The organism is Iodobacter sp. CM08, from assembly GCF_033446605.1.
Lineage (GTDB): Bacteria > Pseudomonadota > Gammaproteobacteria > Burkholderiales > Chitinibacteraceae > Iodobacter.
In genome coordinates this window covers 33,380-58,930 of record NZ_JAWQUO010000025.1, presented here as the reverse complement: position 1 = coordinate 58,930, position 25,551 = coordinate 33,380, and the positions used below count along the sequence as shown (strand labels likewise).

General features: G+C 47.2%; 22 protein-coding genes. 15 read left to right on the top strand and 7 right to left on the bottom strand.

Annotated features, from left to right (window positions below):
• Positions 1–292 precede the first annotated feature (292 nt).
• A complete protein-coding gene (locus R6242_RS15030) occupies positions 293–787 on the top strand; it encodes a DUF3016 domain-containing protein (protein ID WP_318428250.1) in 495 nt (164 codons plus the stop codon).
• A 45-nt stretch (positions 788–832) separates the two neighbouring features.
• Here the strand turns inward: R6242_RS15030 and R6242_RS15025 are convergent, their stop codons facing one another.
• The 3 genes from R6242_RS15025 to R6242_RS15015 form a co-directional block, all read right to left on the bottom strand.
• Positions 833–1,561, bottom strand: a complete 729-nt coding sequence (locus tag R6242_RS15025) for a DsbC family protein (RefSeq protein ID WP_318428248.1) — start codon at positions 1,559–1,561, stop codon at positions 833–835.
• Positions 1,562–1,568: 7 nt separating this feature from the next.
• The gene (locus R6242_RS15020) at positions 1,569–2,744 is read right to left on the bottom strand and encodes a UbiH/UbiF family hydroxylase (RefSeq protein WP_318428245.1); all 1,176 of its coding nucleotides are present in this window, start codon (positions 2,742–2,744) and stop codon (positions 1,569–1,571) included.
• 114 nt (positions 2,745–2,858) lie between these two features.
• The gene (locus R6242_RS15015) at positions 2,859–3,515 is read right to left on the bottom strand and encodes a glutathione S-transferase (RefSeq protein ID WP_318428243.1); all 657 of its coding nucleotides are present in this window, start codon (positions 3,513–3,515) and stop codon (positions 2,859–2,861) included.
• Positions 3,516–3,597: 82 nt separating this feature from the next.
• Here R6242_RS15015 and R6242_RS15010 point away from each other — a divergent pair, with 82 nt between their 5' ends.
• Positions 3,598–5,853 (top strand): DNA internalization-related competence protein ComEC/Rec2, encoded by a 2,256-nt coding sequence (locus tag R6242_RS15010; protein WP_318428240.1) that lies wholly within the window; start codon positions 3,598–3,600, stop codon positions 5,851–5,853.
• Positions 5,854–6,013: 160 nt separating this feature from the next.
• Here the strand turns inward: R6242_RS15010 and R6242_RS15005 are convergent, their stop codons facing one another.
• Positions 6,014–8,719, bottom strand: a complete 2,706-nt coding sequence (locus tag R6242_RS15005; RefSeq protein WP_318428238.1) for an ImpA family metalloprotease — start codon at positions 8,717–8,719, stop codon at positions 6,014–6,016.
• A 404-nt stretch (positions 8,720–9,123) separates the two neighbouring features.
• Here R6242_RS15005 and R6242_RS15000 point away from each other — a divergent pair, with 404 nt between their 5' ends.
• The 5 genes from R6242_RS15000 to R6242_RS14980 all read left to right on the top strand — a co-directional run bounded on the left by R6242_RS15000 (position 9,124) and on the right by R6242_RS14980 (position 14,648).
• The gene (locus tag R6242_RS15000; RefSeq protein ID WP_318428236.1) at positions 9,124–10,584 is read left to right on the top strand and encodes a catalase; all 1,461 of its coding nucleotides are present in this window, start codon (positions 9,124–9,126) and stop codon (positions 10,582–10,584) included.
• 343 nt (positions 10,585–10,927) lie between these two features.
• The gene (recQ, locus tag R6242_RS14995) at positions 10,928–12,712 is read left to right on the top strand and encodes a DNA helicase RecQ (RefSeq protein ID WP_318428234.1); all 1,785 of its coding nucleotides are present in this window, start codon (positions 10,928–10,930) and stop codon (positions 12,710–12,712) included.
• Positions 12,713–12,806: 94 nt separating this feature from the next.
• A complete protein-coding gene (locus R6242_RS14990; protein WP_318428232.1) occupies positions 12,807–13,553 on the top strand; it encodes a substrate-binding periplasmic protein in 747 nt (248 codons plus the stop codon).
• Between the two features lie 225 nt (positions 13,554–13,778).
• Positions 13,779–14,099 (top strand): DUF2845 domain-containing protein, encoded by a 321-nt coding sequence (locus tag R6242_RS14985; RefSeq protein ID WP_318428229.1) that lies wholly within the window; start codon positions 13,779–13,781, stop codon positions 14,097–14,099.
• 66 nt (positions 14,100–14,165) lie between these two features.
• The gene (locus R6242_RS14980; protein WP_293936013.1) at positions 14,166–14,648 is read left to right on the top strand and encodes a hypothetical protein; all 483 of its coding nucleotides are present in this window, start codon (positions 14,166–14,168) and stop codon (positions 14,646–14,648) included.
• Positions 14,649–14,661: 13 nt separating this feature from the next.
• Here the strand turns inward: R6242_RS14980 and R6242_RS14975 are convergent, their stop codons facing one another.
• Both R6242_RS14975 and R6242_RS14970 read right to left on the bottom strand, forming a co-directional pair.
• A complete protein-coding gene (locus tag R6242_RS14975; protein ID WP_318428227.1) occupies positions 14,662–15,366 on the bottom strand; it encodes a hypothetical protein in 705 nt (234 codons plus the stop codon).
• Positions 15,363–16,448: an oxygenase MpaB family protein gene (locus R6242_RS14970; protein WP_318428224.1), complete on the bottom strand. Its 1,086-nt coding sequence runs from the start codon at positions 16,446–16,448 to the stop codon at positions 15,363–15,365. Before R6242_RS14970 ends, R6242_RS14975 begins: the two co-directional genes overlap by 4 nt.
• 678 nt (positions 16,449–17,126) lie before the next feature.
• On the opposite strand from R6242_RS14970, the gene R6242_RS14965 reads away from it, so the two are divergent.
• The 6 genes from R6242_RS14965 to R6242_RS22310 all read left to right on the top strand — a co-directional run bounded on the left by R6242_RS14965 (position 17,127) and on the right by R6242_RS22310 (position 23,538).
• On the top strand, positions 17,127–19,835 hold the full coding sequence (locus R6242_RS14965; protein WP_318428221.1) for a hybrid sensor histidine kinase/response regulator: 2,709 nt from the start codon (positions 17,127–17,129) through the stop codon (positions 19,833–19,835).
• Positions 19,836–20,147: 312 nt separating this feature from the next.
• Positions 20,148–21,155: a methionine ABC transporter ATP-binding protein gene (locus tag R6242_RS14960; RefSeq protein WP_293936006.1), complete on the top strand. Its 1,008-nt coding sequence runs from the start codon at positions 20,148–20,150 to the stop codon at positions 21,153–21,155.
• Complete coding sequence (locus tag R6242_RS14955) at positions 21,155–21,829, top strand: methionine ABC transporter permease (protein WP_318428218.1); 675 nt, start codon at positions 21,155–21,157, stop codon at positions 21,827–21,829. The genes R6242_RS14960 and R6242_RS14955 overlap by 1 nt, the downstream gene beginning before the upstream one ends.
• A 105-nt stretch (positions 21,830–21,934) precedes the next feature.
• Positions 21,935–22,708 carry a MetQ/NlpA family ABC transporter substrate-binding protein gene (locus R6242_RS14950; protein WP_318428216.1) on the top strand — a complete coding sequence of 258 codons (774 nt, stop codon included), beginning with the start codon at positions 21,935–21,937 and terminating at the stop codon, positions 22,706–22,708.
• Positions 22,709–23,126: 418 nt separating this feature from the next.
• Positions 23,127–23,372, top strand: coding sequence for a hypothetical protein (locus R6242_RS14945; RefSeq protein ID WP_318428213.1), 246 nt, complete (start codon positions 23,127–23,129; stop codon positions 23,370–23,372).
• Positions 23,314–23,538 carry a PaaI family thioesterase gene (locus R6242_RS22310; protein ID WP_412100266.1) on the top strand — a complete coding sequence of 75 codons (225 nt, stop codon included), beginning with the start codon at positions 23,314–23,316 and terminating at the stop codon, positions 23,536–23,538. The genes R6242_RS14945 and R6242_RS22310 overlap by 59 nt, the downstream gene beginning before the upstream one ends.
• Before the next feature lie 139 nt (positions 23,539–23,677).
• On the opposite strand, the gene R6242_RS14940 is transcribed toward R6242_RS22310, so the two are convergent.
• Positions 23,678–23,881, bottom strand: a complete 204-nt coding sequence (locus R6242_RS14940) for a cold-shock protein (protein ID WP_130107085.1) — start codon at positions 23,879–23,881, stop codon at positions 23,678–23,680.
• 457 nt (positions 23,882–24,338) lie between these two features.
• Here R6242_RS14940 and R6242_RS14935 point away from each other — a divergent pair, with 457 nt between their 5' ends.
• Positions 24,339–24,677, top strand: coding sequence for a zinc ribbon domain-containing protein YjdM (locus R6242_RS14935; protein ID WP_318428210.1), 339 nt, complete (start codon positions 24,339–24,341; stop codon positions 24,675–24,677).
• Between the two features lie 175 nt (positions 24,678–24,852).
• Entirely contained in the window at positions 24,853–25,497 is a 645-nt protein-coding gene (locus R6242_RS14930; RefSeq protein WP_318428208.1) for a glutathione S-transferase, read from the top strand.
• Positions 25,498–25,551: the final 54 nt, after the last annotated feature.

Genomic DNA, 25,551 nt, shown 5'->3' with positions numbered 1-25,551 from the left:
ACTTGCATAGCCTGCGCTACTTAAAATAGGCAACCCTTGTTGTTATACATCTCTAATAGCAATCATTACATGCAATTGCAGTGTGGTGTAGACAATTCACTTGTTTAACAAAGAAAAGCACTTTAAATTTACTCGATAAACCTGAGAAATACCGATCATCTGTATCTATTTACGCTCCAAGTTAGCACTTTGTCATATTTAAAAAACGCATAATAAAATATAAGCCACTGTTTTAATTGTGTTAATTTAAGCAATATAGATATACGCTCAATGAAGTACGCAAAGGAGAAACATGATGAAAAAGATTTTTCTAAGTATCGGCCTGCTCACCTTGATTAATGCTAGTGCATGGGCGGCTAATGCCAAAGTAATATGGCAAGCCCCCGACAAGTACACAGATATTCGTGCCACCCACGAGCAGCAAGATCGCTTTCAACAGCGATTATTTACGCACATGGAAAAAGTATTTGCCGATTTAGCTCAAAAACTGCCTGCTGATAGTCAGCTAGAAATCACCGTCACTGATTTTGACCTCGCTGGTGATATCCCCCCGATGCTAGCGGGCCGGATGAATGAGGTACGTGTCATTAAAGATATTTACAGCCCCAAGATCTCGTTTACTTATACTTTTACCCAGAACGAGCAAATTATTTCTGGGACAGAAAATTTTCGTGACCTCAACTTTATGTCTGGCATCAGCCGCATCAATAAAGAAGATGACTTTCAGTATGAAGAAAAAATGCTCAGAAAAAGTTTTGATAAACTTCAGGCGCGTTTAGTTAAATAAAAAAAAAGCCAAGCAGTGATGCTTGGCTTTTGTTCTATTGCTTAATTACTTAGCAGCAAGTAGTTGCTCAATTTGCTCCTTAGGAATCGCCCCAGATACAATCTGGCCTGATTTAAAAATCAGCGCAGGCGTACCGCTAATGCCTAGAGTTTCTGCCAGTTTCATATTCTTTTCAACTGGGTTTTCGCAATCTGATTTTCCTTCAAGCATTTGATCTTTAAGCATTAAATTGCTCCAAGCCGCTTGTTTATCCGCAGCACACCAAATCACTTTTGATTTACGCTCTGCATCTGGATGAATGCTTAATGGCATTAAGAAGGTATAAATGGTGACATTAGTAATGCCATTTAAGCTTTCACGCTCTAAGCGTTTGCAATAAGGGCAATCTGGATCAGAAAACACCGCCAACACGCGGGAGCCATCGCCGCGCACTTCTTTAAAGGCTTGCTCTAAAGGAAGTTTGCTAAAATCTGTTTTTTGTAATTCAGCAGCACGCTGCTCTGTTAGGCTAGATTTTTTAGCCAAATCAATCATATCCCCAGCCAAGATATATTCACCCTTAGCATCGGTATACACAATCTGCCGCTTTGCAATCACTACCTCGTAAATACCTTTCATTGGCGTGGTATTGATCGAGGTAATTTCACGGCCAGGTAATTGCTTTGCCAGCTTTTGCTTAAGCTGGGAAATAGAATTATCTGCCGATGCAGAGCAAGCCGTTAAGGCTAAAAAACCAGCAGCAATCAAAACTTGAGTAATAGACTTCATTTTCATAAATATCCTAAGCATCCATTGCATGGCGAATCAATTGTCTTTTTAGCCATGGTAATTGGTTAGTGGCCCCTAAGCCTAGATTCCGTAAAGTTTTTAGCAGGGGATTGGTGTTATTAAATAATTTTTGTAAACCATGACACACACTTTGCATAGTGTAGACCGCTTCACTGCGCGCACGTTCATAGCGACGCAACAATAAATAATCACCAATTTGATTAACCGGCGTTTGTGCCAATAATGCCGCTAATTCAGCCACATCACCAAAACCTAAATTTACGCCCTGCCCTGCTAAGGGGTGGACGGTGTGCGCGGCATCGCCAATCAGCACCACCTTATCGCTCACGGTATGCGGCAATTGATTTAAGCGCAGAGGAAAAGCTGCTGGTGCTGTTATCAGTTGCAAAGCCCCTAAACGTGCCCCGCCTGCTGCGGCAACATGCTGGCACAGCGCTTCAGGAGATAGCGCCATTAATTCAGCTCGCTTGGCATCATTACAAGACCAAACCATCGACATGCGATGACCTGCCAATGGCAACCAAGCCAAGATGCTATCGGGCATAAACCATTGATGCGCCACGCTAAGATGCGGCTTTTCAATTGTGAAATTAGCCACCACGCCAAACTGCTGATACGGCGTGACCTGTGGCTCAATTCCTAGCTGACTACGCACCCAAGAATTTGCACCATCCGCCCCCACCACCAAACGCGCACGCAATTGACGTCCATCGCTTAGACTAAGCGTAGCCCCACGCTCATCCACATTAAGTAAGCTAGGCGTAGCAGGTGCAATAATTTGGATATGGCTACAATCGGCAAGACCAGCCCATAGTGCTTTTTGCAGTTCGCGGTTTTCTAGCATAAAAGCCAGCTCATCCACGCCTGCTTCCAGTGCATTAAATTGTAAAGAGGCGGCATGAGCATCGCCAAATATTTTCATCGCAGATGTAGCTTGTAAACGCGTGGCATCCATCTGTTGCCACGCACCAATCCGCTGCAATAATTGCCGGCTAGCACGGCTAATGGCATAAATGCGCTGGTCCCAAGACTCTAGTGGCCAATCCCAAGCGGGCTGGCGGCCTTCTATTAGCATGACCGTAAGGCTAGTCTGTTTCAGCGCCAAAGCTAAGGCACTTCCTACCAAACCGCCACCTACGATGATGACATCTGCGTCAAAATTTTCCATGGAGCGAAGTTTATCAGGCTGTTGCTTTAGAAACCAAACAAAGAACAGTTTGCTACAGCCAATTTTTCACAGCACTAGGGCCTGTTGACGTATGACTCAAGCGGCACTGGCTGGCTATCTGCGGCCGCCAAAGGCTTCAAGCAACATATCCTGCTGCGGGAGGACTAAGGTTTCTAGCAATGCCGACTTCTCCCACTCACGCATTGCGGGGTGAGCCAGCATCCATTCGCAATAAATAGCCGCATCATCGGGCAAGGCCACGTTATAGCAATGAAAACGCCAAACAACGGGGGCAAACATTGCATCCACAATTGAAAAATCACCAAACAAATAATGCCCAGCCGTGGCGTAGCGACGCGCCTCTCGCCACAAAAAGCAGATTCGCTCAACATCGTGCTTTACATTCATGACTAGCTCGCCACCTTGAGCGCGCAATTTAATATTCATCGGCATTAGGCTACGTAAGCTGGTAAAGCCTGAATGCATTTCAGCTGAAATACTTCGCGCCCTCGCCCTTGCTTGCACTTCCTTTGGCCACATCTCAGGGTGTTTTTCGGCTAAATACTCTGCAATGGCCAAGCTATCCCAAACATTAAATTCTTGGTCATATAAGCAGGGATACAGGCCACTCTCAATGTATTCCCGATACTCACACTCCCCCAGCAAGGGCGCGCTTTTTTCAATAAAATCGATATTAAAATGCTTCAGTAACAGCCAAGGACGCAAAGACCAAGAAGAGTAATTTTTGCTACCTATATGCAATTGATACATTTGCCACATCCTTTTGCTAGAGCGCTTTCAATAGCCTATGTCATCGGAATGGTTATTACTAGTTACCCTGCTAAGCTAAAACATGCTGACCCGCTATTTACTCCTAATCGCGGGCTTTGTAAGTGGAATATGCCTGCTGCAAAGCCTAGCGTCCCTACCTGTGCTTTGGCCCTTGATCGCCACAGCGCTAGTCTGCTTTAGCTTGCAGCGTAAGCACTTTATTTTTTTATTACTGGCGGTGATGTGCTGCGGCTTTAGCTGGGCCAATTGGCGGGCGCAACTGCGGATGGCGGATAGGCTTCAGCCAGCGCTTGAGCAGCAACCGATTGAGGTAGATGGCTACATCACGGATTTGCCGCAGGCTACGCGTTTTGGCACACGGTTTTTGTTTATTCCAGAATCAAGCGGCCAGCCCTTACCCAGCAAGCTGCAATTACAATGGTATGGCGCGCCAGATAGGGTCAAAGCGGGTGAGCGTTGGCATTTTTTACTGAAACTAAAACAAGTGCATGGCCAAAGTAACCCAGGGAGTTTTGATTTAGAAAGCTGGTTTTTGCAGCAGGGCATCGGCGCAACGGGCACAGTAAAATCGGGGGTTCTTTTACCCGAGCAACGTGCTTGGCTGCATCGGATTCGTGCCCAGCTACGCAGCAAAATTCAGCAGGCCCTACCCGGTGCGCCGTATCAAGGCGTGATGATTGCGCTCACCGTGGGTGATCAGGGTGCAATTCCTTCCGAGCAATGGCAGCGCTTTGCTGCCACGGGCATTACCCATTTAATCAGCATCTCGGGCTTACATATTACTTTGCTTGCGGCGATTGCAGCGGGTATCTGTAAAGCATGTTGGCGGCGTATTCCCTATCTAGCGGCACGTTTTGCCGCCCAACGCGCCGCACTACTCGCTGGCGTATTTACCGCACTTTGCTATTGCCTACTGGCGGGGATGGCCGTGCCCACTCAGCGCACCCTCTTTATGCTAGCTATTGCAGCGCTCTGCCTATGGCGGGCGCAGCCCAGTGCCAACAGTGCCATTTGGGCCGCCGCCTTATGCGTCACCGTGGCCATTGATCCATTTGCGGTGTTATCCATTGGATTTTGGCTATCTTATTTGACGGTGGGCGCGCTGCTTTGGGCGGGAGGGCGGCAAATTGGGCAAGGAGCTAAATGGCAGATGTGGATCAGCACGCAGGCCGCCGCCACCATCGCCTCTGCCCCCATCTTGCTCGTGGTGTTTGGGCAGTTGCCGCTGGTTTCACCCTTAGCCAATGCGTTTGCGATTCCTATTGTGAGCGTGCTGATTACACCGCTCGCCCTTCTTGGCCTACTCGATCCCTTTGGCTACCTACTCTACGCCGCCGAGCGCTTGTTTGCGGGCACCGACTACCTGCTGCAATGGTGCAGCACCTTGCCCAGTCTTGCGTTTAATATGCCCTCCGCGCTCACCCTTATCCCCGCAGGATTTGGGGTGATGCTATTACTGCTGCCACGCGGTGTACCGGGGCGACATTTGGGGCTGATTTGCTGCCTGCCGCTGTTTATACCGACGCCCAATCACATCGCCGCCAATAGCTACCGGCTTACCGTGCTGGATGTGGGCCAAGGCTTGGCCGTATTAGTACAAACAGCCAAGCATCAGTTGCTATTTGATACTGGCCAGCTACCAAACGGTGAGCGCGTGCTGCTGCCTGCCTTACGCAGTCAGAGCATTCGTCAGCTCGATGCACTGGTGTTATCCCACAACGATATGGATCATATTGGCGCGGCCCCGCCGCTACTCAAAAATATCCCCATCCAAACCATCTGGCATAGCCTGCCCGACGATCATCCCCTCTTCGCCTCACTGCATATCAACCGGCAACACTGCCAGCTTGGCAAAAGCTGGGTTTGGGATGGAGTGCGCTTTCGCTTTATCTGGCCCGATCCGGCCTACGCCGCCAGCACCGATAACGCCCGCGGCTGCTCTCTACTGATCGAAAATGATCAGCATACTGCGCTCATCCCCGCTGATATCGGCATCCATGAAGAAGCCGAGCTGATTAATCAGGGCTTGGGAAAAATCGATATTCTGCTGGTGCCACACCACGGCAGTAAATCATCGTCGTCCTTAGCCTTTGTAGAGACAACAACGCCACACTATGCTGTTTTTTCAGCTGGCTATTTAAACCGCTTTGGCCACCCCAAGCCAGAAATCACCGCACGCTACGCCGCCGCCCAAGCAATCAACTTACGCACAGATCAAGAAGGCGCGCTGATTTTTGATGTGGATAAAGAAATAAAGCTCAGCAGCTGGCGAAGAGCCCACCGCCATTATTGGCAGCAGGCCAGTGCGGCGTTTTAGCCGCTAATAGTCAAAACAAACACAAATTTTTACTGAGCATAAGGCGCGGTTAATTTGCACCGCCATGCCATAACATCGTGCCCAGAATGGCCTGCTTTGTGGATATTTAGCCAGAGCGCTACGATAACCCACGCATGCATTGGGCTATCGCAGCGGTCATTTACAGCGGATAAGCTGGGCTGGTGGTTGATAAATCCAGCCATTTTCCCGTTGAGACTTGATTGAATTTCTTCTGCGCCAGCGCATAAAACTGCTCTGTTGCCACAGGCAGCTGCAAGTCCGCCACCGAATCAAGCGCCGTTTGGCTGAGCGGCAAGCCATACATAGCAAAGATTTTACGCACGTCTTGGCCGATGATTTTAGAGCTCAGCACATAGATCAGCTCATGATTGCTGATGGTGTTATTTGCATAGCGGCTCATGCCATATTTGTTGCCAGCGGCCCACTCCTTGCTAACTAAACGATCCGCCTTGGTCAGCAAGGTAAAATAATCCATGCTGGCCTGCATGCTAGGTACGGCTTCTTTAGCACGATATTTGCTGAATAAAAAAGCCAGCTGAAAATGCACCGCCCGCATTGGGTCTTGCGATTCACCGCCCCACAGGCGTGCTTCCATATCAGCGCGCTGTGCTTCGCCAGTTTTCCCACTTTTCCGGTTTTCTACAATGTACTGATAGAGCGCTGGGTGATCAGTGATATGGCCATTATCTAGGCCAATCAATGCGTACTGACGCATCATATGGGCGCTGGCCAGAATATTGTTATCACACTCCACCAAGCAGCCCTTGCCGTTCAGCTCAATATGCATTACCCGTTGCACGGTATTGTGGCCCAGCTCGTGCGCATGGCCCCAGCCGGTACCGCTGATTCCGGCGTAGCCATCAGAGGGATTACCGGAGCAGAGATAGCCGCAGGCAGCAATCCAGCCCACAAAATGCTGCACGCCCGGCGCACGGTGAACCAGCCCATCACACGTCCAGCCTACAGACGTACACAGCGTGGCTACATTGCTCGACATCGGCATATTGCTATAGCCATTGGCGATATGATTTGAATCGAACAACATGCCTTTGATTTGATCGACGATATAGACTTTTGGATCCAGGCTGCCCATCGCCTCAATCGCGTAGGCCGTGGTTTGCTGAATTTCACCACCGGTAAACTTAGCTGTCTGCCAGCCAAAATCCTTACGCTTTAAGGCCGCCACGGCTTCATTAACCTCGGCATCGCTTTGCGGCTTAGTAAAATCAAAATGTGCGTATTTGGCTGCGCCACGAATCTTTAGCGTGACGCTTTGACCAGGCGTTGCGCCACTGTAATTCAGATACAGCGGGCCACCAGATGATGTAACAAACACAGTTTCACCACTGGTTTTTAGTGGAATACTGAATGAATGCGGGCGGCGTGGCCGCTTATAGCCTTCGCTCACCGCATCGACCAGCGGGTTACCCCAGGTACGCAGGTAGTTGGTTTGCACGGCCAGCTTGCCGTTGCCACCGCTTACTTCGATATACAGCGGCTGGCCTGGCACCGCTGCACGTCCAATGGCGGTAGTGCCATCTGTTTGCGCAATGGTGACTTCAATCGTTTCAGCGCTACTACTCACCGGCAGGCTTTGTGCTGCTACCGGCATAAAGTCCCCTTGCCCCGCTTTGGCCACCGTGGTACTGGCACGGTTAAACACCAGCCATGAATCGGTAGCGTAGGTGCGCAAAAACTCAGCGGGCTGCGTCTCACGATTAATTTTGCCGTAGACGATATCGGGGCGATATAAATCGGCCCATAGCACCAGCAGCTGATGCAGATCGCTAACCGGCTCAGCAAAAATATCAACACCAGCGCTTTGCTGAGTAGCCAGCTCGTTGTGTAAGGCCGTAATAGCATCAGTGGATGCGCTATCTTTGCTCAGATCAAGGCTTAAACTACTGCTGCTCATTTGTGAAATGGCCTGCACCAGCGGCGACATCTTATCGCCCGCTTTCAACACATCACTCAAGGTGCGGCTATTGCCCACCGATGTGCCGGCGGTGCTGGCAAAATAATTACCGCCATAGCCGCCCAAACTCATACCTAGGCCCTGCAAGACTTTACGCCCGCCTGCAGAATCGCCCCAATTTGGGTGCATATAAATAACCGCTTTACCGCTACTTAAATAATGACGCACTTGGCTAAGCAACGCCGCATCATCTTTAACTGCCCCGCCATAAATCAATACATCCGCATCCTGCCCGCAGCTATCCACGGCCAGATCACAGCTGGTAGAGGCGGCCCCCATACGGCTTAACAGCTTAGTCACGGTTTTAGCGTCGTAGCCTGCAGTTGCAAATTTCACTGTGGCAGGCAGCGGGCCAGCAGCCTTGCCAGTCAGCACCCAATTAAAAGCGCGGTTAAATAAGGGGTAGTGCTGGTTTTCTGCTGACTGAGCGGCCATCCAGCTTAAAACATCGGCACCATAAGCTAAGCCACGTCCCTTGCCATATTGCGCAATCGCCGCCATGCCACGGCCCTCGTCCGAGCTGATCAACGGGCTGGCAATGGTCGACAAGCCAATGCCAATCTGATTACTGTTTTTGCCAATATTCAGCGTTAAATCAAGATTGGCAGTGCCATAAATATCGCCCAGCGCGGCATTTTGCTGCTGCTGATAACGCTTAGCCAGCGCTAAAGCCTGCTGTAATAGTGGCTCACGCTGGGCCGTGCTTAAGCCTGCCACGCTGCCATTTTTAACGGCGGTGGCAATTAAAGCGACATCGTTGCTAGACACACTGGCCGTAGATGAAGCGGTGCTAGATGAATCAGAACCACCACCTCCACAGCCCGTCATTAGGGCAAGGATCAGCGTACTCAGAAGTGCTTGATATTTCATCAGAAGAATGGCCTTTATAAAAAAGCAGTGCTACTCGCGATTTGCTATGCAGCGAATCGCGAATATTAGAAATTTATAATACTTACAACTGCGCAGAGTATATGACATCAGCGTTTTACACCATCCACAATCTCCGCAATCTGCCAGCCTAAAACTCCCGCCGTCTATCAGACGCCCCTGCCCTCTCCCCCATCTTGGTCAAAAGTGATACAGGCATAGCCCTCGGTTAATAAAATCTATCAATCACATTTAAACAATCAATTTGTTTTAGCTATTATAAAAACCCATAATCGCTTCAACAAGGAGCCACCATGAAGCAAGACACACTTGGGGAACTCTTTTGCGAACTGCTTGCCAGTCTTAGCTGGATGCAGTGATCCCAATCTTTGCAAAGGAAACACATCATGACATCGAAAAAACTCACCACCCAAGCAGGCGCACCTGTCAGCGATAACCAGCATGCCATGACAGCAGGCCCGCGCGGCCCAATGCTGATGCAAGATGTTTGGTATATGGAAAAGATGGCGCACTTTAATCGTGAAGTGATTCCAGAGCGCAGAATGCACGCCAAAGGCTCGGGCGCTTACGGTACATTTACGGTAACGCACGACATCAGCCCCTACAGCAAGGCCAAGATTTTTTCAGAAATCGGCAAGGAAACGCCGCTGTTTATGCGCTTTTCTACCGTAGCCGGTGAGCGCGGTGCGGCGGACGCCGAGCGTGATATTCGCGGTTTTTCGATGAAGTTTTATACAGAGGAAGGCAATTGGGATCTGGTCGGCAATAACACACCGGTGTTCTTTTTACGCGACCCGCTCAAATTTCCTGATCTAAACCACGTGGTGAAACGCGACCCGCGTACCAATATGTTTAACGCCAATTCGCAGTGGGATTTTTTCTCCAGCCTGCCAGAAGCCCTGCACCAAATCACCATTGTAATGAGCGATCGCGGCCTGCCTAAAAACTACCGCCAGATGCACGGCTTTGGCAGCCACACTTTTAGCCTGATTAATGCTGACAACAAGCGCACTTGGGTGAAATTTCACTTTAAAAGCATGCAAGGCATTGAAAACTACAGCAATGCAGAGGCTGCAGCCGTGGTAGCGGCAGATCGTGAAAGCTCGCAGCGCGATTTATACAACAGCATCGAAAACGGCGCTTTCCCACGCTGGAAAATGGCTGTACAGCTAATGACTGAAGCCGAGGCGGACAACTACGCCATCAACCCCTTTGATCTGACTAAGGTCTGGCCACACGGTGACTTCCCGCTGCATGAAGTCGGCATATTGGAGCTGAACCGCAACGCAGAAAACTACCATGCCGAAGTGGAACAATCGGCGCATAACCCAGCCAATGTGGTTCCCGGCATTAGCTTCTCGCCAGATAAAATGTTACAAGGTCGTTTATTTGCTTACGGAGACGCACAGCGCTATCGCCTAGGTGTAAACCACGGCCAGCTACCGGTGAATGCCCCTAAATGCCCATTCCACAATTATCATCGCGACGGGCAAATGCAAACGGGTAATTACAATGGCAGCGCCTACCCAAGCTACGAGCCAAACAGCTTTGGCGGCCCGGTTGAAGACCCAAGCGCAGCCGAGCCACCTTTGGCCATTCACGGCAGCGCCGACCGCTACAACCCACTGCAAGATCAGCCGGATGATTACATCCAAGCCGGTAATTTATTCCGCTTAATCGGCAAAGCAGCCCAAGAACGCCTGCTGGACAATATGGCCGGTGCGCTCAGCCAAGTGACGGTAAAAGAAATCCAAGTGCGCCAGCTGCGCCACTGTTACCAAGCAGATCCGGCTTATGGCTTAGGATTAGCGAGCCGCTTGGGGATAGCTGAGGCTGAGATTAAGTAAATAGATTTGCCAAGCTGTAAATCAAAAAAAGGTCACTCTGCAAGGGAGGCCTTTTTTATGCTTATCAGCCCTTTAGCTTGAATGCGTTTTATCCGGCCAGAGAATTGCGAAAACTTATAACAACTGAGTAAATAACGCTTTAGTACCTTCGGCAGGTTGATTTTGAGCTTGATTACACACAACAGGTAAAACGCCATTTTTACTTCATGCCAAAATCTGGCAGGTCATTACCTCGCTACATTACATACTCACGCCTCGTAAATTATCCCTCCAAACCACGCCAAGTTTTAGCTTCGCCCCACACACGGGTACAATCCTCCCTTTGCTGCGCATAAGATTCGCCATGTCCCCCCATTCAGTCCTTGAACACGTCTTTGGTTACCGCAGTTTTCGCGGTGAACAGGAAACTATTGTTAGCCATGTGGCGGGGGGTGGGGATGCGCTGGTTTTGATGCCGACTGGCGGGGGGAAATCGCTGTGTTATCAGATCCCCGCTCTACTCAGGGATGGCTGCGGCGTGGTGGTATCCCCACTGATTGCGCTAATGCAAGATCAGGTGGATGCCTTAAAAGAGCTGGGGGTTGCGGCGGCGTTTTTAAACTCTAGCCTCAATCAGGATGAAGCGCGTGCGGTTGAAAACGCGTTTATCAGCGGTCAGCTCAAGATGCTGTACGTTGCCCCAGAGCGGCTGGTAACACCACGCTTTATGGCGCTACTCAAGCGTGCGCAGATTGGCCTGTTTGCCATTGATGAGGCGCATTGCGTATCGCAGTGGGGCCATGATTTTAGGCCGGAATATCTGGCGCTATCCCTTTTAGCCGATGAATTCCCAGGTATTCCGCGCATTGCCCTTACCGCTACGGCCGATCACGCCACGCGCACCGAGATGATAGAGCGGCTGCGCTTAGAGGACGCGCAAAAGTTTGTTTCCAGTTTTGATCGGCCCAATTTGCGCTATGCCATGGTGGAGAAAAAAAACGCCCGCGATCAGCTGCTCACCTTTATCCGCAGAGAGCACGAGGGCGACTCGGGCATTGTGTATTGCTTAAGCCGTAAAAAAGTGGAAGACACCGCCGCGTGGCTCAGAAGCAAGGAAATCAACGCCCTGCCCTACCATGCTGGGCTAGATGTGAGCGTGCGTACCAAAAACCAGCAGCAATTTATTCGCCAAGAAGGCGTGGTCATGGTGGCGACGATTGCCTTTGGGATGGGCATCGATAAGCCCGATGTGCGCTTTGTGGCCCACCTAGACTTACCCAAAAGCATAGAAAATTATTATCAGGAAACCGGCCGTGCGGGGCGTGATGGCCTACCCGCCAATACCTGGCTGGCTTACGGCCTGCAGGATTTAATCTTGCTCAATAGCATGATTGATAACTCCAATTCGCCGGATATGCAAAAGCTGGTGGAGCGGCGCAAGCTGGACGCGATGCTGGGGCTAGTGGAAGCCACGGCCTGCCGCCGCCAAACGCTGCTGGGTTATTTTGGTGAAGAAAGCCAGCCCTGCGGCAACTGTGATAATTGCCTGAACCCGCCTAAGCTGGTGGAAATGACCGAGGCGGCCAGAAAAGCGCTGTCGTGCATCTTTAGAACCGGCAATCGCTTTGGAGTTGGGCATTTGGTGGATATTTTGCAGGGCAAGGCCACGCCTAAGGTGAAAGAGCATTTCCATGAGCGCATCACCACTTTTGGCATCGGCAAAGAAGTAGATGAATCGAGCTGGCGTGCGGTGTTTCGCCAGCTGCTGGCGCGAGGAGCCATCCGCCTCAACGCATCCGGCCACGGCGGCTTAGAGCTAACCGATGCAGCAAGACCACTACTCAAAGGTGAAACCACGCTGTATTTACGCGAGCGCACCGAGAAGTTTAATTACAAAGGCGAAAAAGGCAGCGACTTTAGTAATGCTGCCGACCAAACACTCTGGCAAGCCCTGCGCCGCTTACGCAAAGAGCTGGCCGATGAGCAAAATGTACCAGCCTATGTGATTTTTGGCGATGTCACGCTCAAAGAGATGGTGCGGCTACGCCCTGGTGATCATTATGAAATGTCACGTGTTTCTGGCATTGGTGATCGCAAATTAGAAAAATATGGCAATGAATTTTTAGAAGTGATTGCTGCGCATCATTAAGCACGCCCCTCCATCAAGCCAATAATAGTATTTAATAATAATGTGACTCTGCACAGCTAAAATAAAAAAGACTCATAGTATGCAAAGGATAAAAATGAGCAGCAGAATAAGCCGCTACTTATCAGGCTTGGTTGCCATTGTGCTATTTAACTCAAGCATGGCGGCCGATCTACACGCCTATACCGAGGATTTACCACCACTTAATTATTTGCAGCAGGGCCAGCTACAAGGCTATAGCGTAGAACTACTGCAAATAATCGCTCATAACGCAGGTATTAACATCGATATTGAGGTACTGCCTTGGGCTAGAGCGGTTGCCACTGCCGATGCAGACCCAAACAGCATTTTATTTACCGTCGCCCGCACGCCAGCAAGAGAAGAGCAATACCAATGGCTAGGCCCAATTAGCAAGCGGCGCATTGTATTAATTAAACTGGCTCATCGTGGCCATATTCAGGCTAAAACAGTAGAAGATGCAAAAAAATACACGGTGGGTGCCGTGCGTGAATCAGCATCGGCTAAAAAACTACAGCAACTTGGCTTTATCCCCGATAAATCACTTGATCTATCCCCCAATGATGCCATTAGCTTTAAAAAGCTGATTAAGCAACGCACCGATATTATTGCAATTTTAGACTGGGGTGCGGCATGGCAAGCCCGCGAGCAAGGGCTTAAATATACTCAATTAAGCACCGTTGCCGTACTTGATGATGAGCTTGATTATTATTTTGCTTTAAGTAATAAAATTAATCCTCTACAGTTTGCTAGGCTAAAAGCGGCATTAGTTCAAGCAGAAAAAACGGGGAAAATAGAGCAGCTTCGGCACAAATACTTTAATTAAAAGATGCTACTCATTACGCTTTGAGGCATACAAAAACCACCTAGCACGAAGCAGCTAGCACTTTTATCTAAAGCATGGCAAGAAAAGTAAAACCCATATGCCATTGATTTAATTCAGGTATATTTCAGTGAATAAGCCTGCCAGCTCACCCTTACTAGCGATGAACGCTGCTAGCACTTAGGGCTATGTAGCTGGTGTATTTTTGCCGTACTCAATGGAAATAATATGAAATATCTAATCTCACTCTGCTTTTTTGCCAGCATGACCGCCCAAGCAGATTCAATGCGCTGTGGTCAGCAGCTTGTTAGCAGTGGCGATCCTATTTTTGCAGCAGAAGCCAAATGTGGCGCTCCAATGGATAAACGTGAATACAGCATGCCTGCCATCTATATCAATAGTAAAGGCGATAAAAAAATAGATCCCAACAAAGCCCCCATTTTTCATCAAGAATGGACTTACAACTTTGGCTCCGACCGACTTATGATGAAAATTAAAGCCATCGATAATAAAATTAGCACCATCGAAACGCTAGGCTATGGGCATTAATGGCATCCTAGCCTGTAGCCGCGCCTTTAGCGGTACACTGTAGCAAATCCACAAATAAGGAACATCATGTTTCCTCATTCACTTGCAGAACTCGATGCTTTAAGAAGCGATTGCAAAGCTATGGTAAATAAACGGGCAGGGCTTTCTGCAATGGCGGCGGTGATTCCAATTCCAGGCGCGGATATTGGTGCGGATATGACCTTACTATTGGAAATGATTCCTGCCATTAATCAAAAATTTGGCTTAAGCCCTGCCCAGATTGCATCGTTGGATCCACAGCTTAAAAAAATTGTCTTAATTGGCATTACTAGTATTGGCAGTCAACTTATTGGCAAAGTCATTACCAAGCCCATTATTTTTAAAGTATTAAGCCGAATTGGGGCACGCGTTGCCAGCAAATCAATGGCTAAATTTGTCCCAATCTTAGGGCAAGCTTTGGCCGCCAGTATTAGTTTTGGCGCAATGAAACTAGTTGGCAATGCCCACGTTGATGATTGCTATCATGTAGCAAAGCAAGCTTTATTGCTTACGCATAAAATAAGCGAATAAAGTAATAACTTGCCTAGGTTAGTTTTGCCTGCTTGCGCAACTGCCAAACGTAGCGGCAATACACCACATCCAGAAGGCTTGAAGAAACGGCCAAAACCAAAATAAATACATCTGCAGGGTTGTGAAGATACATATAAACCGAAATCAAACCTGTACCTAAAGTACGTAGCCACGCAATTGTCCAAGCATAACCTACCGCACTTGGCTGCTGAATCAATAATATCATGCAAAGCAAGCTAATAATAAATTGGCAGATATAGGCAGATCGTGCGCCAATTGGGGTATCAATTCCAGTAAGCGTCATGCTCCAATAAACCAAGATAAAGAACACTACACTACTCCAAACTATTTTTTTATAATGCTGTTTGAATAGCGCATTAGTAAACTGGCCAAAGCCCAGCTGCAATACCTGCCAAAAAATAAACAAATCAAAAATCAACCAAGCACGATAAGTCCAAACTAAAAAAACACCCATATCAGTGCGTAATAAAACACCCCATACAAATTCCCAAGCCAAATTACTTGCCGCCGCAATCACCGCCATTTCTACGGCACGATGCCGTTTAGCTTGCAGCAAAATAAACCCATATGCCAACACCCAAAGCAGGCAGCCAACCGCAAATAAACCCAATTGCAGCGGAGTATATAAACTACCATCCACACTCACGGTATTAAACCAAGCGTCTGGATTATTAATTGCACCACCAAATAGAATCATACTTTGCTCGGCACTAAATCTGCAGCAACGCTGCTCGTTACGTGCAACTGCTCAGGAATTTGAAAAGGGGTTCCAGGGTTTGGCCCCGCCCAATGCTTTTGTAATGCGTCCATAAAATATTCACCATATTCCTGCATAAAGCTTTCGGCAGTATGCGAGCTATTGGCTAAGCGGCTTTTCAAACGGAAAATAAACCGCAGCAAATCAAGCGCCCAGCCCCAAGCACTATGTTTTTTTAAGCCTAAGTAACGGGCATTACGACGGCCCAATAGCGTGGCCATTAGCTCTGGCACTAGCCCTGCAGCAAGATCAGGGAGATTTGCTTGCAAGAAAGCCACATGGGCATTAGTAAGCATAGCGCCCGCTTCAGAGTAACCAAAATTACGCCGCTCCAGCGCTTTCCAAACCTCACGCGCCTCATTCAGATTATTTGGCATGGCCTCTGGCATAATCCCCAAAGCGGCACCAATCACTTTCCACAAATAAAGCTGATCCTCTTCTTGCTGCTTGCTAACTTTAACCCCTAATTGGCGCAAGCCTTCAATCGCCTGCTGCGAGAACGCCAGCATAGTGCCGATTAATTCTTCTTGATTAATCGGCACCCCCCAATCTGCATGCCAGTTATACGAGGAGCTGCGTCGCTTAGAACGGGCAAAATGACGAACTGCAGCATGCATTAAGCGTATCTTACGAATAGTCAGCAAACCTTGCCCACCCACAGCAAGGCTATTGGGCTCGGCCACATTTAAAATAAAACGCAACGTTTCAGACGCTCTACGCTCAAAATGCCCCGTTAACTGCCCAGTTGCCGCTAAAACCTGTGCGCCACCTACTTTGCCCGCATATAACACAGGTAAGGATCGGCACATCAAGCTCAGCCCAAAAGGAATGCCATAAGTAGTAAAAAATTGTTGTGCCCGCGCTATACGTGGCATGTCGATATCAGCGGCTAGCTTAGATGTTGCTTCCAAATAATCGAGTAATTTGGGTGGCATATCGCTAGGCCATGCGATATAAGTATCCATTTGAGCTAAAATCTGATTAGCCTTGCTAATATTACCGCTCAGAATCAGATCGCGCATGCATTGATCCGCCAAGGGATCTGCGCTTATTTTTAGCTGGTCAAGAGTGGCATCTGACCAAATGGGGGAATGAGTTCGTAGCGTCACAGTATGGTTCTTGTTCTAAGGCAAATCAGTGGTTTCTTGATGGAAAAGCCACCAAGTAATGTAAGTTTCACTGATTGGGCCACTAGATTTATTGATAATGAAACCCGATGAGCAGCTTTACTCAGCACTTTTAGCCGTCATTTCCGTATAGAACCCACCCTTGAATATTTGGGTCGGGTACAGGAATCTAGTGTATTTGGCACAAAAAAACTCTAGTTCTCCGATAAAAGTACTCAGAGATGACGCAATTCAAAGCAAGCGTACTCAGGCTTAAGTTTTGCTGAACAAAGCTACTAATCAGGTAAGAAACGTATTACTTTAAGGCCGAAACGCAAAAACGCTTCTGGCGTACTTTATCTAAGTAAACAGCCTTGACTAGGCCATTAACTTATAAATTAGTTAAGTTTAACAAGTGTATTTTAGCGCAAATAATTACTCAATTGTTATTTTATGTTACTTAAGCAGAAAGTTTGCTACTGGAAAAATAAAATAATCTAGCCTACCTCCACTAAGAACGATCCTGTGCCTACTCTGACACTCCAATATTTTTCCTCCATTTTATCGCTAAGCAAATTGGTTTTTTGCTTTGGCTTGCTAATAGCTTGCCCTAGCCATGCACTTACCATCAATAGTCAATTACCAGGCGTACAACTCGAGCAAGAGCTAAAAATTTGGCAAGATCCAAGCCGCAAAATGAGCGTAAATGAAGTAACAGTGCAGCGCGATTTAGGCCGTTTTCAAGCGCAAAAAAGCGCGCGGCATTCGCTAGGCTATTCAAGGAATGCCGTGTGGTTTTCCTTTGTGCTAAATAATCCCAGCTCAGCCGACATTGTCAATTATGTGGAATATACCGAAGCACAAATTGCTAGCGTCAGCCTCTATACCCGCTCTGCAGGGGAAAGCTGGCAAGTACAGCATTTTCACGCGGCTCAAAGTGCTGAAAGCCGCCCATTAGCCACAATTAGGCCCGTATTTTTACAAAAAATCCCCGCCCATACCCAAGTCGAAGTATTAATGCGCGTGATTTATAGCGACCAAGAAGACATGGCCGGCCCCATTATTTCTGATGTGCGAATTTGGGGTGAGCAAAATTTTATCCACGCGAATAATGAAGAAATGCTGCTCTGGGGCGGTATGGCAGGGATTATGCTTTTGGTAGCGTTTGCCGCACTGGCGGTTTTTTTTGCCTCAAAAGATAAAACCTTTTTATTTTATGGCTTAAATCTCTTAACCCTTACCCTTGCTCACTTAAGTGCCATAGGCGTGCTGCCCTTATTTTTATGGCAAGGCCAATATAGCCTAACGCTTTTATATGTATTAAGCGGGCTTTATTATATTTGCGCAGCACAATTTGCTCGGCAATATTTAAAAACCGCGCAAATCACCCCTAAGCTAGATATCGCCTTAAAAGGAATTATCGGCTGTGGCGCAATAAGCGCATTCAGCGCTTTATTAGGTTTCACCCAATTTACATTATTGGTTTTAGAAATTGGCGGCGTGGGCTTTATGCTTAATATTGTAGCTAGCCTCTATGCGGTGCGATATGGCGTTTCTGGAGCAAAATTATTTGCCTTAGCTTGGGCTATTTATGCGGTTTCAATCACCGTTACCTGGGGTTTACGTGGCACTGGGGTGATCGACCACACCCCACTCACTTACCGATTTAATTCGGTAGGAATTGTGATTGAGATTTTATTATTTAGTGCCGCTATGGCACTGCGCGTTGCCGAAATTAATCGGCAAAAAGAACACCTAGAAATGGTATACCGCCAGCAACTCGAAAAAGAAGCTTCAGAGCTAGAGGCACTGGTAATGCAACGCACTTACGAACTTGATTTAGCAAGGCGTGATGCCGAGGCGGCCAGCTTAGCTAAGGGCAATTTCTTAGCCCATGTAAGCCATGAGATTCGTACCCCACTCACCTCTATTTTGGGCTACGTAGATCGATTAAAGCATGATGAATCTTTAAACCCCCTACAAATGCAAAGCCTAGCGCGTATTGCAGATAGCGGTGATTATTTATTAAGCCTGATTGGTAATGTACTTAATGTAAGCCGCTTAGAGGTTGGCTTAGCCGAATTAGATGAAAGCCCTATCTCAATTGAGATATTAACTCGCCAACTTAATGCCCTATTTGATGAACAAGCCAAAGTTAAACATATTGCACTCGAGGTACATTCTGATGTGCAAGGAGAATTGTTATTAGATGCCGGAAAACTCAGACAAATACTTGTCAATCTATTAGGTAATGCCATTAAATTTACCGAAGCAGGCTTGGTGCGATTAAATATTAGCTTGCAACAAATCGAAGAAAAATATTGGCTGATTGCAGAAGTCAGTGATACCGGCCCTGGAATTGCAGATGCCGATTGCAAAAAAATATTTGCCCCCTTTGAGCAAACTCTACAAGGTAAACGCGCCGGCGGCGCAGGGCTTGGCCTATCCATTAGTAAAGATTTTGCCTTACTAATGGGGGGCAATTTGCATGTAGAAAGTACGCTAGGGCAAGGCGCAATCTTTACCCTCTGTGTACCCGTTAAAATCAAGCCCGTTTCAAGCTGTCAAGCCACCTTAGCAATTCCCAATAAAATACGGCTAGATGGTCAGCATATTTTAATTGCCGAAGATCAAGCCATTAACCGCGAGCTGCTGAATGATCTACTGATCAGTACTGGGGCAAAAGTAACGGCCGTTGAAGATGGATTATCGGCACTGAATGCATGGCGCTGCGATAGCTCTATTGCTACCGTATTGTTGGATTACCATATGCCGCTTCTGAATGGTATGCAAGTCTCACGCAGCCTGAGGGCACTAGGATTTAAAGGCCAAGTATTACTACTTAGTGCGGGGCATTCCCCTCAAGCCGATACGCTGCAGGCAGCAGGGATAGACCAATGGATAGAAAAACCTTTTCATCGAGAAACACTGTTTGCCGCCCTACAAAATCAAGCCAGACTGCCTACTCCACCAACAGCGGAACAAGAAATCCTTGATTTAGAGGCGGCCTGCCAAGCGCTCGCTTACTCATTAGAAAAATGTGTAAATATGGCACAAAAAGGTTTAGATAGAATTAGCCAACTATTAGAGGCAATACCAGCAGAAAGTAATCTAGAGAACAAGAGCCGTCATGCACACAGCGCGAGGGGAATTGCAGGGCAAATTGGCGCGCATCAGCTCAGTACTAGCCTTGGCCGATTAGAAAGCCAGCCTGATAATCAACAATTACATATTCAAGCCATAGCCTGTACTCAAGCGGCCTTTATTGCGCTCCAAGCATGGCGGCAACAACTTCTAAAATAAATAGATGACTTAGCGGCGGCAAGTCTCCAACGCAATGGCGGCTAAGCAGAGCAGAAACAGGTATAATCCTTACATAAAATTGATTTATCAATTGCCTTATGCGGATTAAATAATTCAACGCAGCTGGCATAAAGAGCTATATCTCTATATTAAAACGGCTCGGCAGCGTTCTGCTTGGCCGTTTTATGCTTTATAGAGCTTAGTTTATGGCATAAAAGATTTTAGGATTATATGTAAGGGCTATACAATCCTGAATTACTCTGTGGGATTTACCCGCTTTTTTTAAATCAAGCCCACAAGGTTTGCACTACCGTGATTAAACTTGAAAACGTCAGCAAGGCGTATCGGGTCGATGGCCGCGATATTCCAGCACTTGCTGGTGTGTCTTTATCGATTACTGCCGGAACCGTATTTGGCATTATTGGCCATTCAGGCGCGGGTAAATCCACGCTGATTCGGCTTATCAATCTATTAGAACGCCCAACGGGTGGCCGCATTGTACTAGACGGTGACGATGTTACCCAGCTAAGCACCACTGGGCTACGTGGCTTACGCCAACAAGTTGGGATGATTTTTCAGCACTTTAATTTGCTGGGCTCCAAAACCATTGGTGATAATGTCGCCTTCCCCTTAAAAATTGCTGGCAAACTTAGCAAGGCCGAGATCAGTAAACGTGTCGATGAATTACTCGCACTAGTTGGCCTCACTGAGCACAAAGATAAATATCCAGCTCAACTATCTGGCGGGCAAAAACAGCGCGTCGGCATTGCACGCGCCTTGGCTAATCGCCCCAAAGTATTGCTTTGCGACGAAGCCACCAGCGCACTTGACCCACAAACCACCCAATCGGTTTTGCAATTACTGCTGGATATTAATCGTCAACTGGGCCTGACTATTGTCTTGATCACCCATGAAATGGACGTGATTCGCAGCATTTGTGATCGCGTGGCTGTTATTGATGGCGGAGCTATTGTGGAAGAAGGCGAAGTCACGCAAGTCTTTCTACATCCCAAGCACCCCACCACGCGCCGCTTTGTATTTGAAGCAGAGCATATCGATGAAAATAAGCAATTTGACGACTATGCGCATGTCAGCGGCAAAGTAGTTCGCTTAACTTTTATTGGCGAATCAACCTATCAGCCCATTTTGGGATCGGTAGCACGTGATTGCGCGGTTGATTTTAGTATTTTAGCCGGCCGTATCGAACGGATTAAAGACACACCTTGCGGCCAGCTAACCATTGCCCTGAGTGGCGATGATATCGACGCCGCCTTAGCGCGTTTTGCCGCTGAAGGAATCGATGTAGAGGTATTACGTTAATGGAACTTTTAAATCAACTCACAGCCAATATCGATTGGGCAGAGATCTGGCTGGCTGGGCAAGATACCTTACTGATGCTGCTTGGCTCCTTGGTGTTCACCTTGGTGCTGGGCCTGCCACTAGGCATCTTGCTATTTTTAACCGGCAAACGCCAATTGCTCGATCAGCCGGTGATTTACGGCATATTGTCCTTTTTAGTAAACATATTACGCTCTGTGCCATTTGTGATCTTACTGATTATCATGATTCCGTTTACGGTGCTGATTGCAGGCACATCGCTCGGCGTAGCAGGGGCGATTCCACCACTGGTAGTAGGCGCAACACCATTTTTTGCCCGCTTAGTTGAAACAGCACTACGCGAAGTAGACAAAGGCATTATCGAAGCCACCCAAGCCATGGGTGCCAATACACGGCAAATTGTTTTTGGTGCGCTACTGCCAGAAGCATTGCCAGGATTATTAGCCGCCATGACGGTTACCGCAATCACGCTGGTATCCTATGCCGCCATGTCAGGCGTTATTGGCGGCGGTGGACTTGGCGATTTGGCGATTAGATTTGGTTATCAGCGCTTTCAAACTGATGTCATGGTGGTTACCGTTGTATTACTGCTGATCTTGGTGCAGATATTACAAATGATTGGCGATCGTTTAGTCAGCCACTTTAGCCGTAAATAAACTTTGGCTGCGTGCTGTGGAGTGCTGATCTTATATACAAAGCACACTCAACCGGTCATAAGCCATTTTTAGCAAGCACACTCAACTCTCAAGGGAATCATCTTTATGAAAAAGATACTCGCTCTCCTTACCGCAACACTGGCTTTAAATGCATATGCAGCTGACACGCTTACCATCGGTGCAACGGCAGTTCCTCACGCCGAGCTACTAGAATTTGTAAAGCCACAGCTGGCTAAAGATGGTGTACTGCTTAAAATTAAAGTGTTTACCGATTACGTGCAGCCTAATGTGCAATTATTAGAAAAGCGTCTCGACGCTAATTTCTTTCAACACAAGCCATATTTAGACGAATTTAACAAAGGCAAGGGCGCTAATCTGCAAAGCGTGGCCAATGTACACGTAGAGCCATTTGGTGCTTATTCAACAAAAGTAAAATCCCTTAAAGAGCTGGCTGATGGTGCGACTGTAGCGATTCCTAACGATGCCACCAATGGTGGCCGTGCATTACTGCTGCTAGAAAAAGCCGGCTTGATTAAACTAAAAGACAGCAAAAACATCCTTGCAACAAGCCGTGATATTGTAGAAAACAGCAAGAAATTGAAGTTCCACGAATTAGAAGCCGCCACCCTACCACGCGTACTCACCCAAGTTGATCTCGCCCTGATCAACACCAATTACGCCCTTGCTGCCAACCTCAACCCAAGCAAAGACGCACTCGCCATCGAAGGTGCACAATCCCCTTACGCGAATATCATTGCTACCCGTGCTGACAACGCCAACAGCCCAGCAATTAAAAAATTAATTGCTGCACTGAATAGCCCAGCGGTTAAAGCCTTTATCCTTGAAAAATACAAAGGCGCCATTGTTCCAGCGTTTTAATATTTTATATTGCATAAAAAAACCCAAGCTTCATTGCTTGGGTTTTTTTATGCCAAAGATAAAGTGCAAATTAGGGTGTAATCTCCTCATGCTAAACTTTATTCTACAGCCTCATTTTTTTTAGAAAAGAGTATCGAAGCATGCTAATTAACAAGACAATATCAAGCCATTAAGTAAAGCATTGGGACTATTGCTGAGTGTTCAGTGGAATTAAACAATTACCTGATTATGCCTCTTGCTCAATGGACTCTGTGTAGATGAATTTCTTGAGTGCTTGCCTTGGTTTTGGAATTGGTGGCGGGTGAAACCCGCGAGCAATGCTGAAGAAATACGCGGGCTTCACCCGCCCTACGATATTTATAATGAGATTGAGCAAGAGGCATAATCAGGAACAATTAAGCAGCAAAGAAAGCCATTCATGCTTGATAAAGACGATGCCAATCAATTTGGCGCTGAGTATCTACCTGGGCATCTTGGGATTGTGATTACAGAGTTATATAGAGGCGAGGTCAGCGTGGTAATGCCAGTTCAAAAAAGCTTACTGCCTCCAAATGGCTATTTACATACGGGCAGCGTGATCAGCTTGGCTGATAGCTGCACCGATTATGGTTATATCGCCATATTTACCAGAAGGAGCAACGGGATTTACCACCATCGAGCTTAAATCCAATCACCTTGGCACAGCGCGGGCTGGAATAGTCAGCTGCACCGCAAAAGTGGCTCATCAGGGTAAAACCACCCAAGTTTTGGATGCGGTAGTTAGCCATCAAGAAACGAGAAAAACCATCGCGTTGTTTCGCTGTACGCAGATGATTCTTTATCCGAAGTAACAAGTACTCCAGCTTAATTGCTATTACGGCTGAATATTTTCAAACTCTGCCACACAAACTGCAGATACAAGTAGGTATGATTTTATAGGCAATAAAAAACCCCGGCGCAAAACCGGGGTTTTTCTTAAGCGGCAATAAATTATTGCGGCTGGATGTTCGATGCTTGCTGACCTTTTTGGCCAGTTGTCACATCAAAGCTTACTTTTTGACCTTCTTGAAGTGACTTGAAGCCACTTGAAGTGATCGCAGAAAAGTGGGCAAACAAGTCTTCGCCGCCTTGATCAGGAGTGATGAAGCCGAAGCCTTTTGCATCGTTGAACCACTTTACAGTACCAGTTGCCATTGCTCTTTACCTTGAACTAAACATTGTGAGCACACGCTCACTGACTCAATAATGCCTGTAAAAAACAATTGATGCAAGGATTAAAGTGATTACTGTGCACATACTTGCGGCTTAACAGGGCCAAAACAACAGCAACCCACTGAATTAACATCACTTTTTATATTTATCACATCATACGCCGCCATAATCATAGCAGCGCCTAAGCACTACATAATTATAAAACTTGTTGCTGCATCCCTAAAATTTAATGCCATCACAGCTACGTTTTATAGTCGGTTTCTTTTTTTCTTATAGAAGGATTACAGCTCGCCGGCTCCTTTATGTATATCGATTTGCATATTGCCCACCAAAATCCAGACTAAAACCCAGGTTTGGGTACTTTTTAGCTAAGAAGAAAGGCCATGCACGCAACGGCGTATAATCCAGCCGATCTAAATCAACGTCTAGAAAAAAAATCATGTCTAATATCCCCGCTTGCCCACAGTGCACTTTAGAAAACACTTACCCAGATGCAGAAAACTATATCTGCGCCGACTGTGGTTTTGAATGGCCTCAAGCAGCCGCCAGCGACGAGAGCGATGATGTGCTCATCAAAGACGCTAACGGCACAGTGCTGGTTGATGGCGATGCGGTGGTACTCATTAAAGATTTAAAAGTAAAAGGCACGTCTACTGTGCTGAAGCAAGGCTCTAAGGTGAAGAGTATTCGCTTGGTTTCTGGTGGCGATCATGAAGTAGATTGCCGGATGGATGCAGGCAACTTTATGCTAAAAGCGTGCTTCTTAAAGAAAGCCTAAGGGTTTGGGTGAAAGCCGATACGATCGGGCTTCACCCTATCAAAAATCATAGCTTACTCAGTTTGAACCGATCTACTCTACTAGATAAAGCAAGAGCAAGACTCGTCTAGCCAGTCGCACTCGTGGAGCAATCAATAAGGCGTATCATTCGCTTAAGCCATTTACTTTATTGATCATGCTCCCCATCCTTTACTCCTTCCGCCGCTGCCCTTATGCCATGCGGGCCAGAATGGCGATTCAATACAGCGGCATCGCCGTTGAATTGCGCGAAATTGTGCTGCGAAATAAACCCGCTGAAATGCTGCTCGCTTCCCCCAAAGGCACGGTGCCTGTTTTAGTGCTAGGCAATCAGCAAATTATTGAACAAAGCCTTGAGATTATGCTTTGGGCATTAAATCAACACGATCCGCTCGATTACCTTTGTCTAAAAACCCCAGCGCTACAAATATCTATCCGCGAACTCATTACTCACAATGATCACGTTTTTAAATTGCATTTAGATCAATATAAATACGCTGATCGCTATCTAGATCACAGCCAAGAATATTATCGCACCCAAGGCGAGCTCTTTTTGCAGCATTTAGAGCAATGCTTGGAACAAACTACATTTTTGCGACTCAATCAAATCTGCTTAGCAGATCTGGCGATTTTTCCATTTGTGCGCCAATTTTCTAGCGTTGATCCAAAATGGTTTGACTCGGCCCCTTATCCTAAGTTAAAGCAGTGGCTAGATTTTTTCTGTAGCAGTACCGAATTTTCGCACTGCATGCAAAAATTTCCTGCTTGGCAAGCGGGCAACGATTGCTTAATTTTCCCTTAAATCACAAATATACAATTCAAACGGTCGTGGTAACCTTGCCGCTTGAATGTGTAT

Coding starts and splice junctions, on each gene's coding strand:
- R6242_RS15030 (WP_318428250.1), top strand. CDS start 293: ATGATGAAAAAGATTTTTCTAAGTATCGGCCTGCTCACCTTGATTAAT.
- R6242_RS15025 (WP_318428248.1), bottom strand. CDS start 1,561: ATGAAAATGAAGTCTATTACTCAAGTTTTGATTGCTGCTGGTTTTTTA.
- R6242_RS15020 (WP_318428245.1), bottom strand. CDS start 2,744: ATGGAAAATTTTGACGCAGATGTCATCATCGTAGGTGGCGGTTTGGTA.
- R6242_RS15015 (WP_318428243.1), bottom strand. CDS start 3,515: ATGTATCAATTGCATATAGGTAGCAAAAATTACTCTTCTTGGTCTTTG.
- R6242_RS15010 (WP_318428240.1), top strand. CDS start 3,598: ATGCTGACCCGCTATTTACTCCTAATCGCGGGCTTTGTAAGTGGAATA.
- R6242_RS15005 (WP_318428238.1), bottom strand. CDS start 8,719: ATGAAATATCAAGCACTTCTGAGTACGCTGATCCTTGCCCTAATGACG.
- R6242_RS15000 (WP_318428236.1), top strand. CDS start 9,124: ATGACATCGAAAAAACTCACCACCCAAGCAGGCGCACCTGTCAGCGAT.
- recQ (WP_318428234.1), top strand. CDS start 10,928: ATGTCCCCCCATTCAGTCCTTGAACACGTCTTTGGTTACCGCAGTTTT.
- R6242_RS14990 (WP_318428232.1), top strand. CDS start 12,807: ATGAGCAGCAGAATAAGCCGCTACTTATCAGGCTTGGTTGCCATTGTG.
- R6242_RS14985 (WP_318428229.1), top strand. CDS start 13,779: ATGAAATATCTAATCTCACTCTGCTTTTTTGCCAGCATGACCGCCCAA.
- R6242_RS14980 (WP_293936013.1), top strand. CDS start 14,166: ATGTTTCCTCATTCACTTGCAGAACTCGATGCTTTAAGAAGCGATTGC.
- R6242_RS14975 (WP_318428227.1), bottom strand. CDS start 15,366: ATGATTCTATTTGGTGGTGCAATTAATAATCCAGACGCTTGGTTTAAT.
- R6242_RS14970 (WP_318428224.1), bottom strand. CDS start 16,448: ATGCGCGATCTGATTCTGAGCGGTAATATTAGCAAGGCTAATCAGATT.
- R6242_RS14955 (WP_318428218.1), top strand. CDS start 21,155: ATGGAACTTTTAAATCAACTCACAGCCAATATCGATTGGGCAGAGATC.
- R6242_RS14950 (WP_318428216.1), top strand. CDS start 21,935: ATGAAAAAGATACTCGCTCTCCTTACCGCAACACTGGCTTTAAATGCA.
- R6242_RS14945 (WP_318428213.1), top strand. CDS start 23,127: ATGCTTGATAAAGACGATGCCAATCAATTTGGCGCTGAGTATCTACCT.
- R6242_RS22310 (WP_412100266.1), top strand. CDS start 23,314: ATGGTTATATCGCCATATTTACCAGAAGGAGCAACGGGATTTACCACC.
- R6242_RS14940 (WP_130107085.1), bottom strand. CDS start 23,881: ATGGCAACTGGTACTGTAAAGTGGTTCAACGATGCAAAAGGCTTCGGC.
- R6242_RS14935 (WP_318428210.1), top strand. CDS start 24,339: ATGTCTAATATCCCCGCTTGCCCACAGTGCACTTTAGAAAACACTTAC.
- R6242_RS14930 (WP_318428208.1), top strand. CDS start 24,853: ATGCTCCCCATCCTTTACTCCTTCCGCCGCTGCCCTTATGCCATGCGG.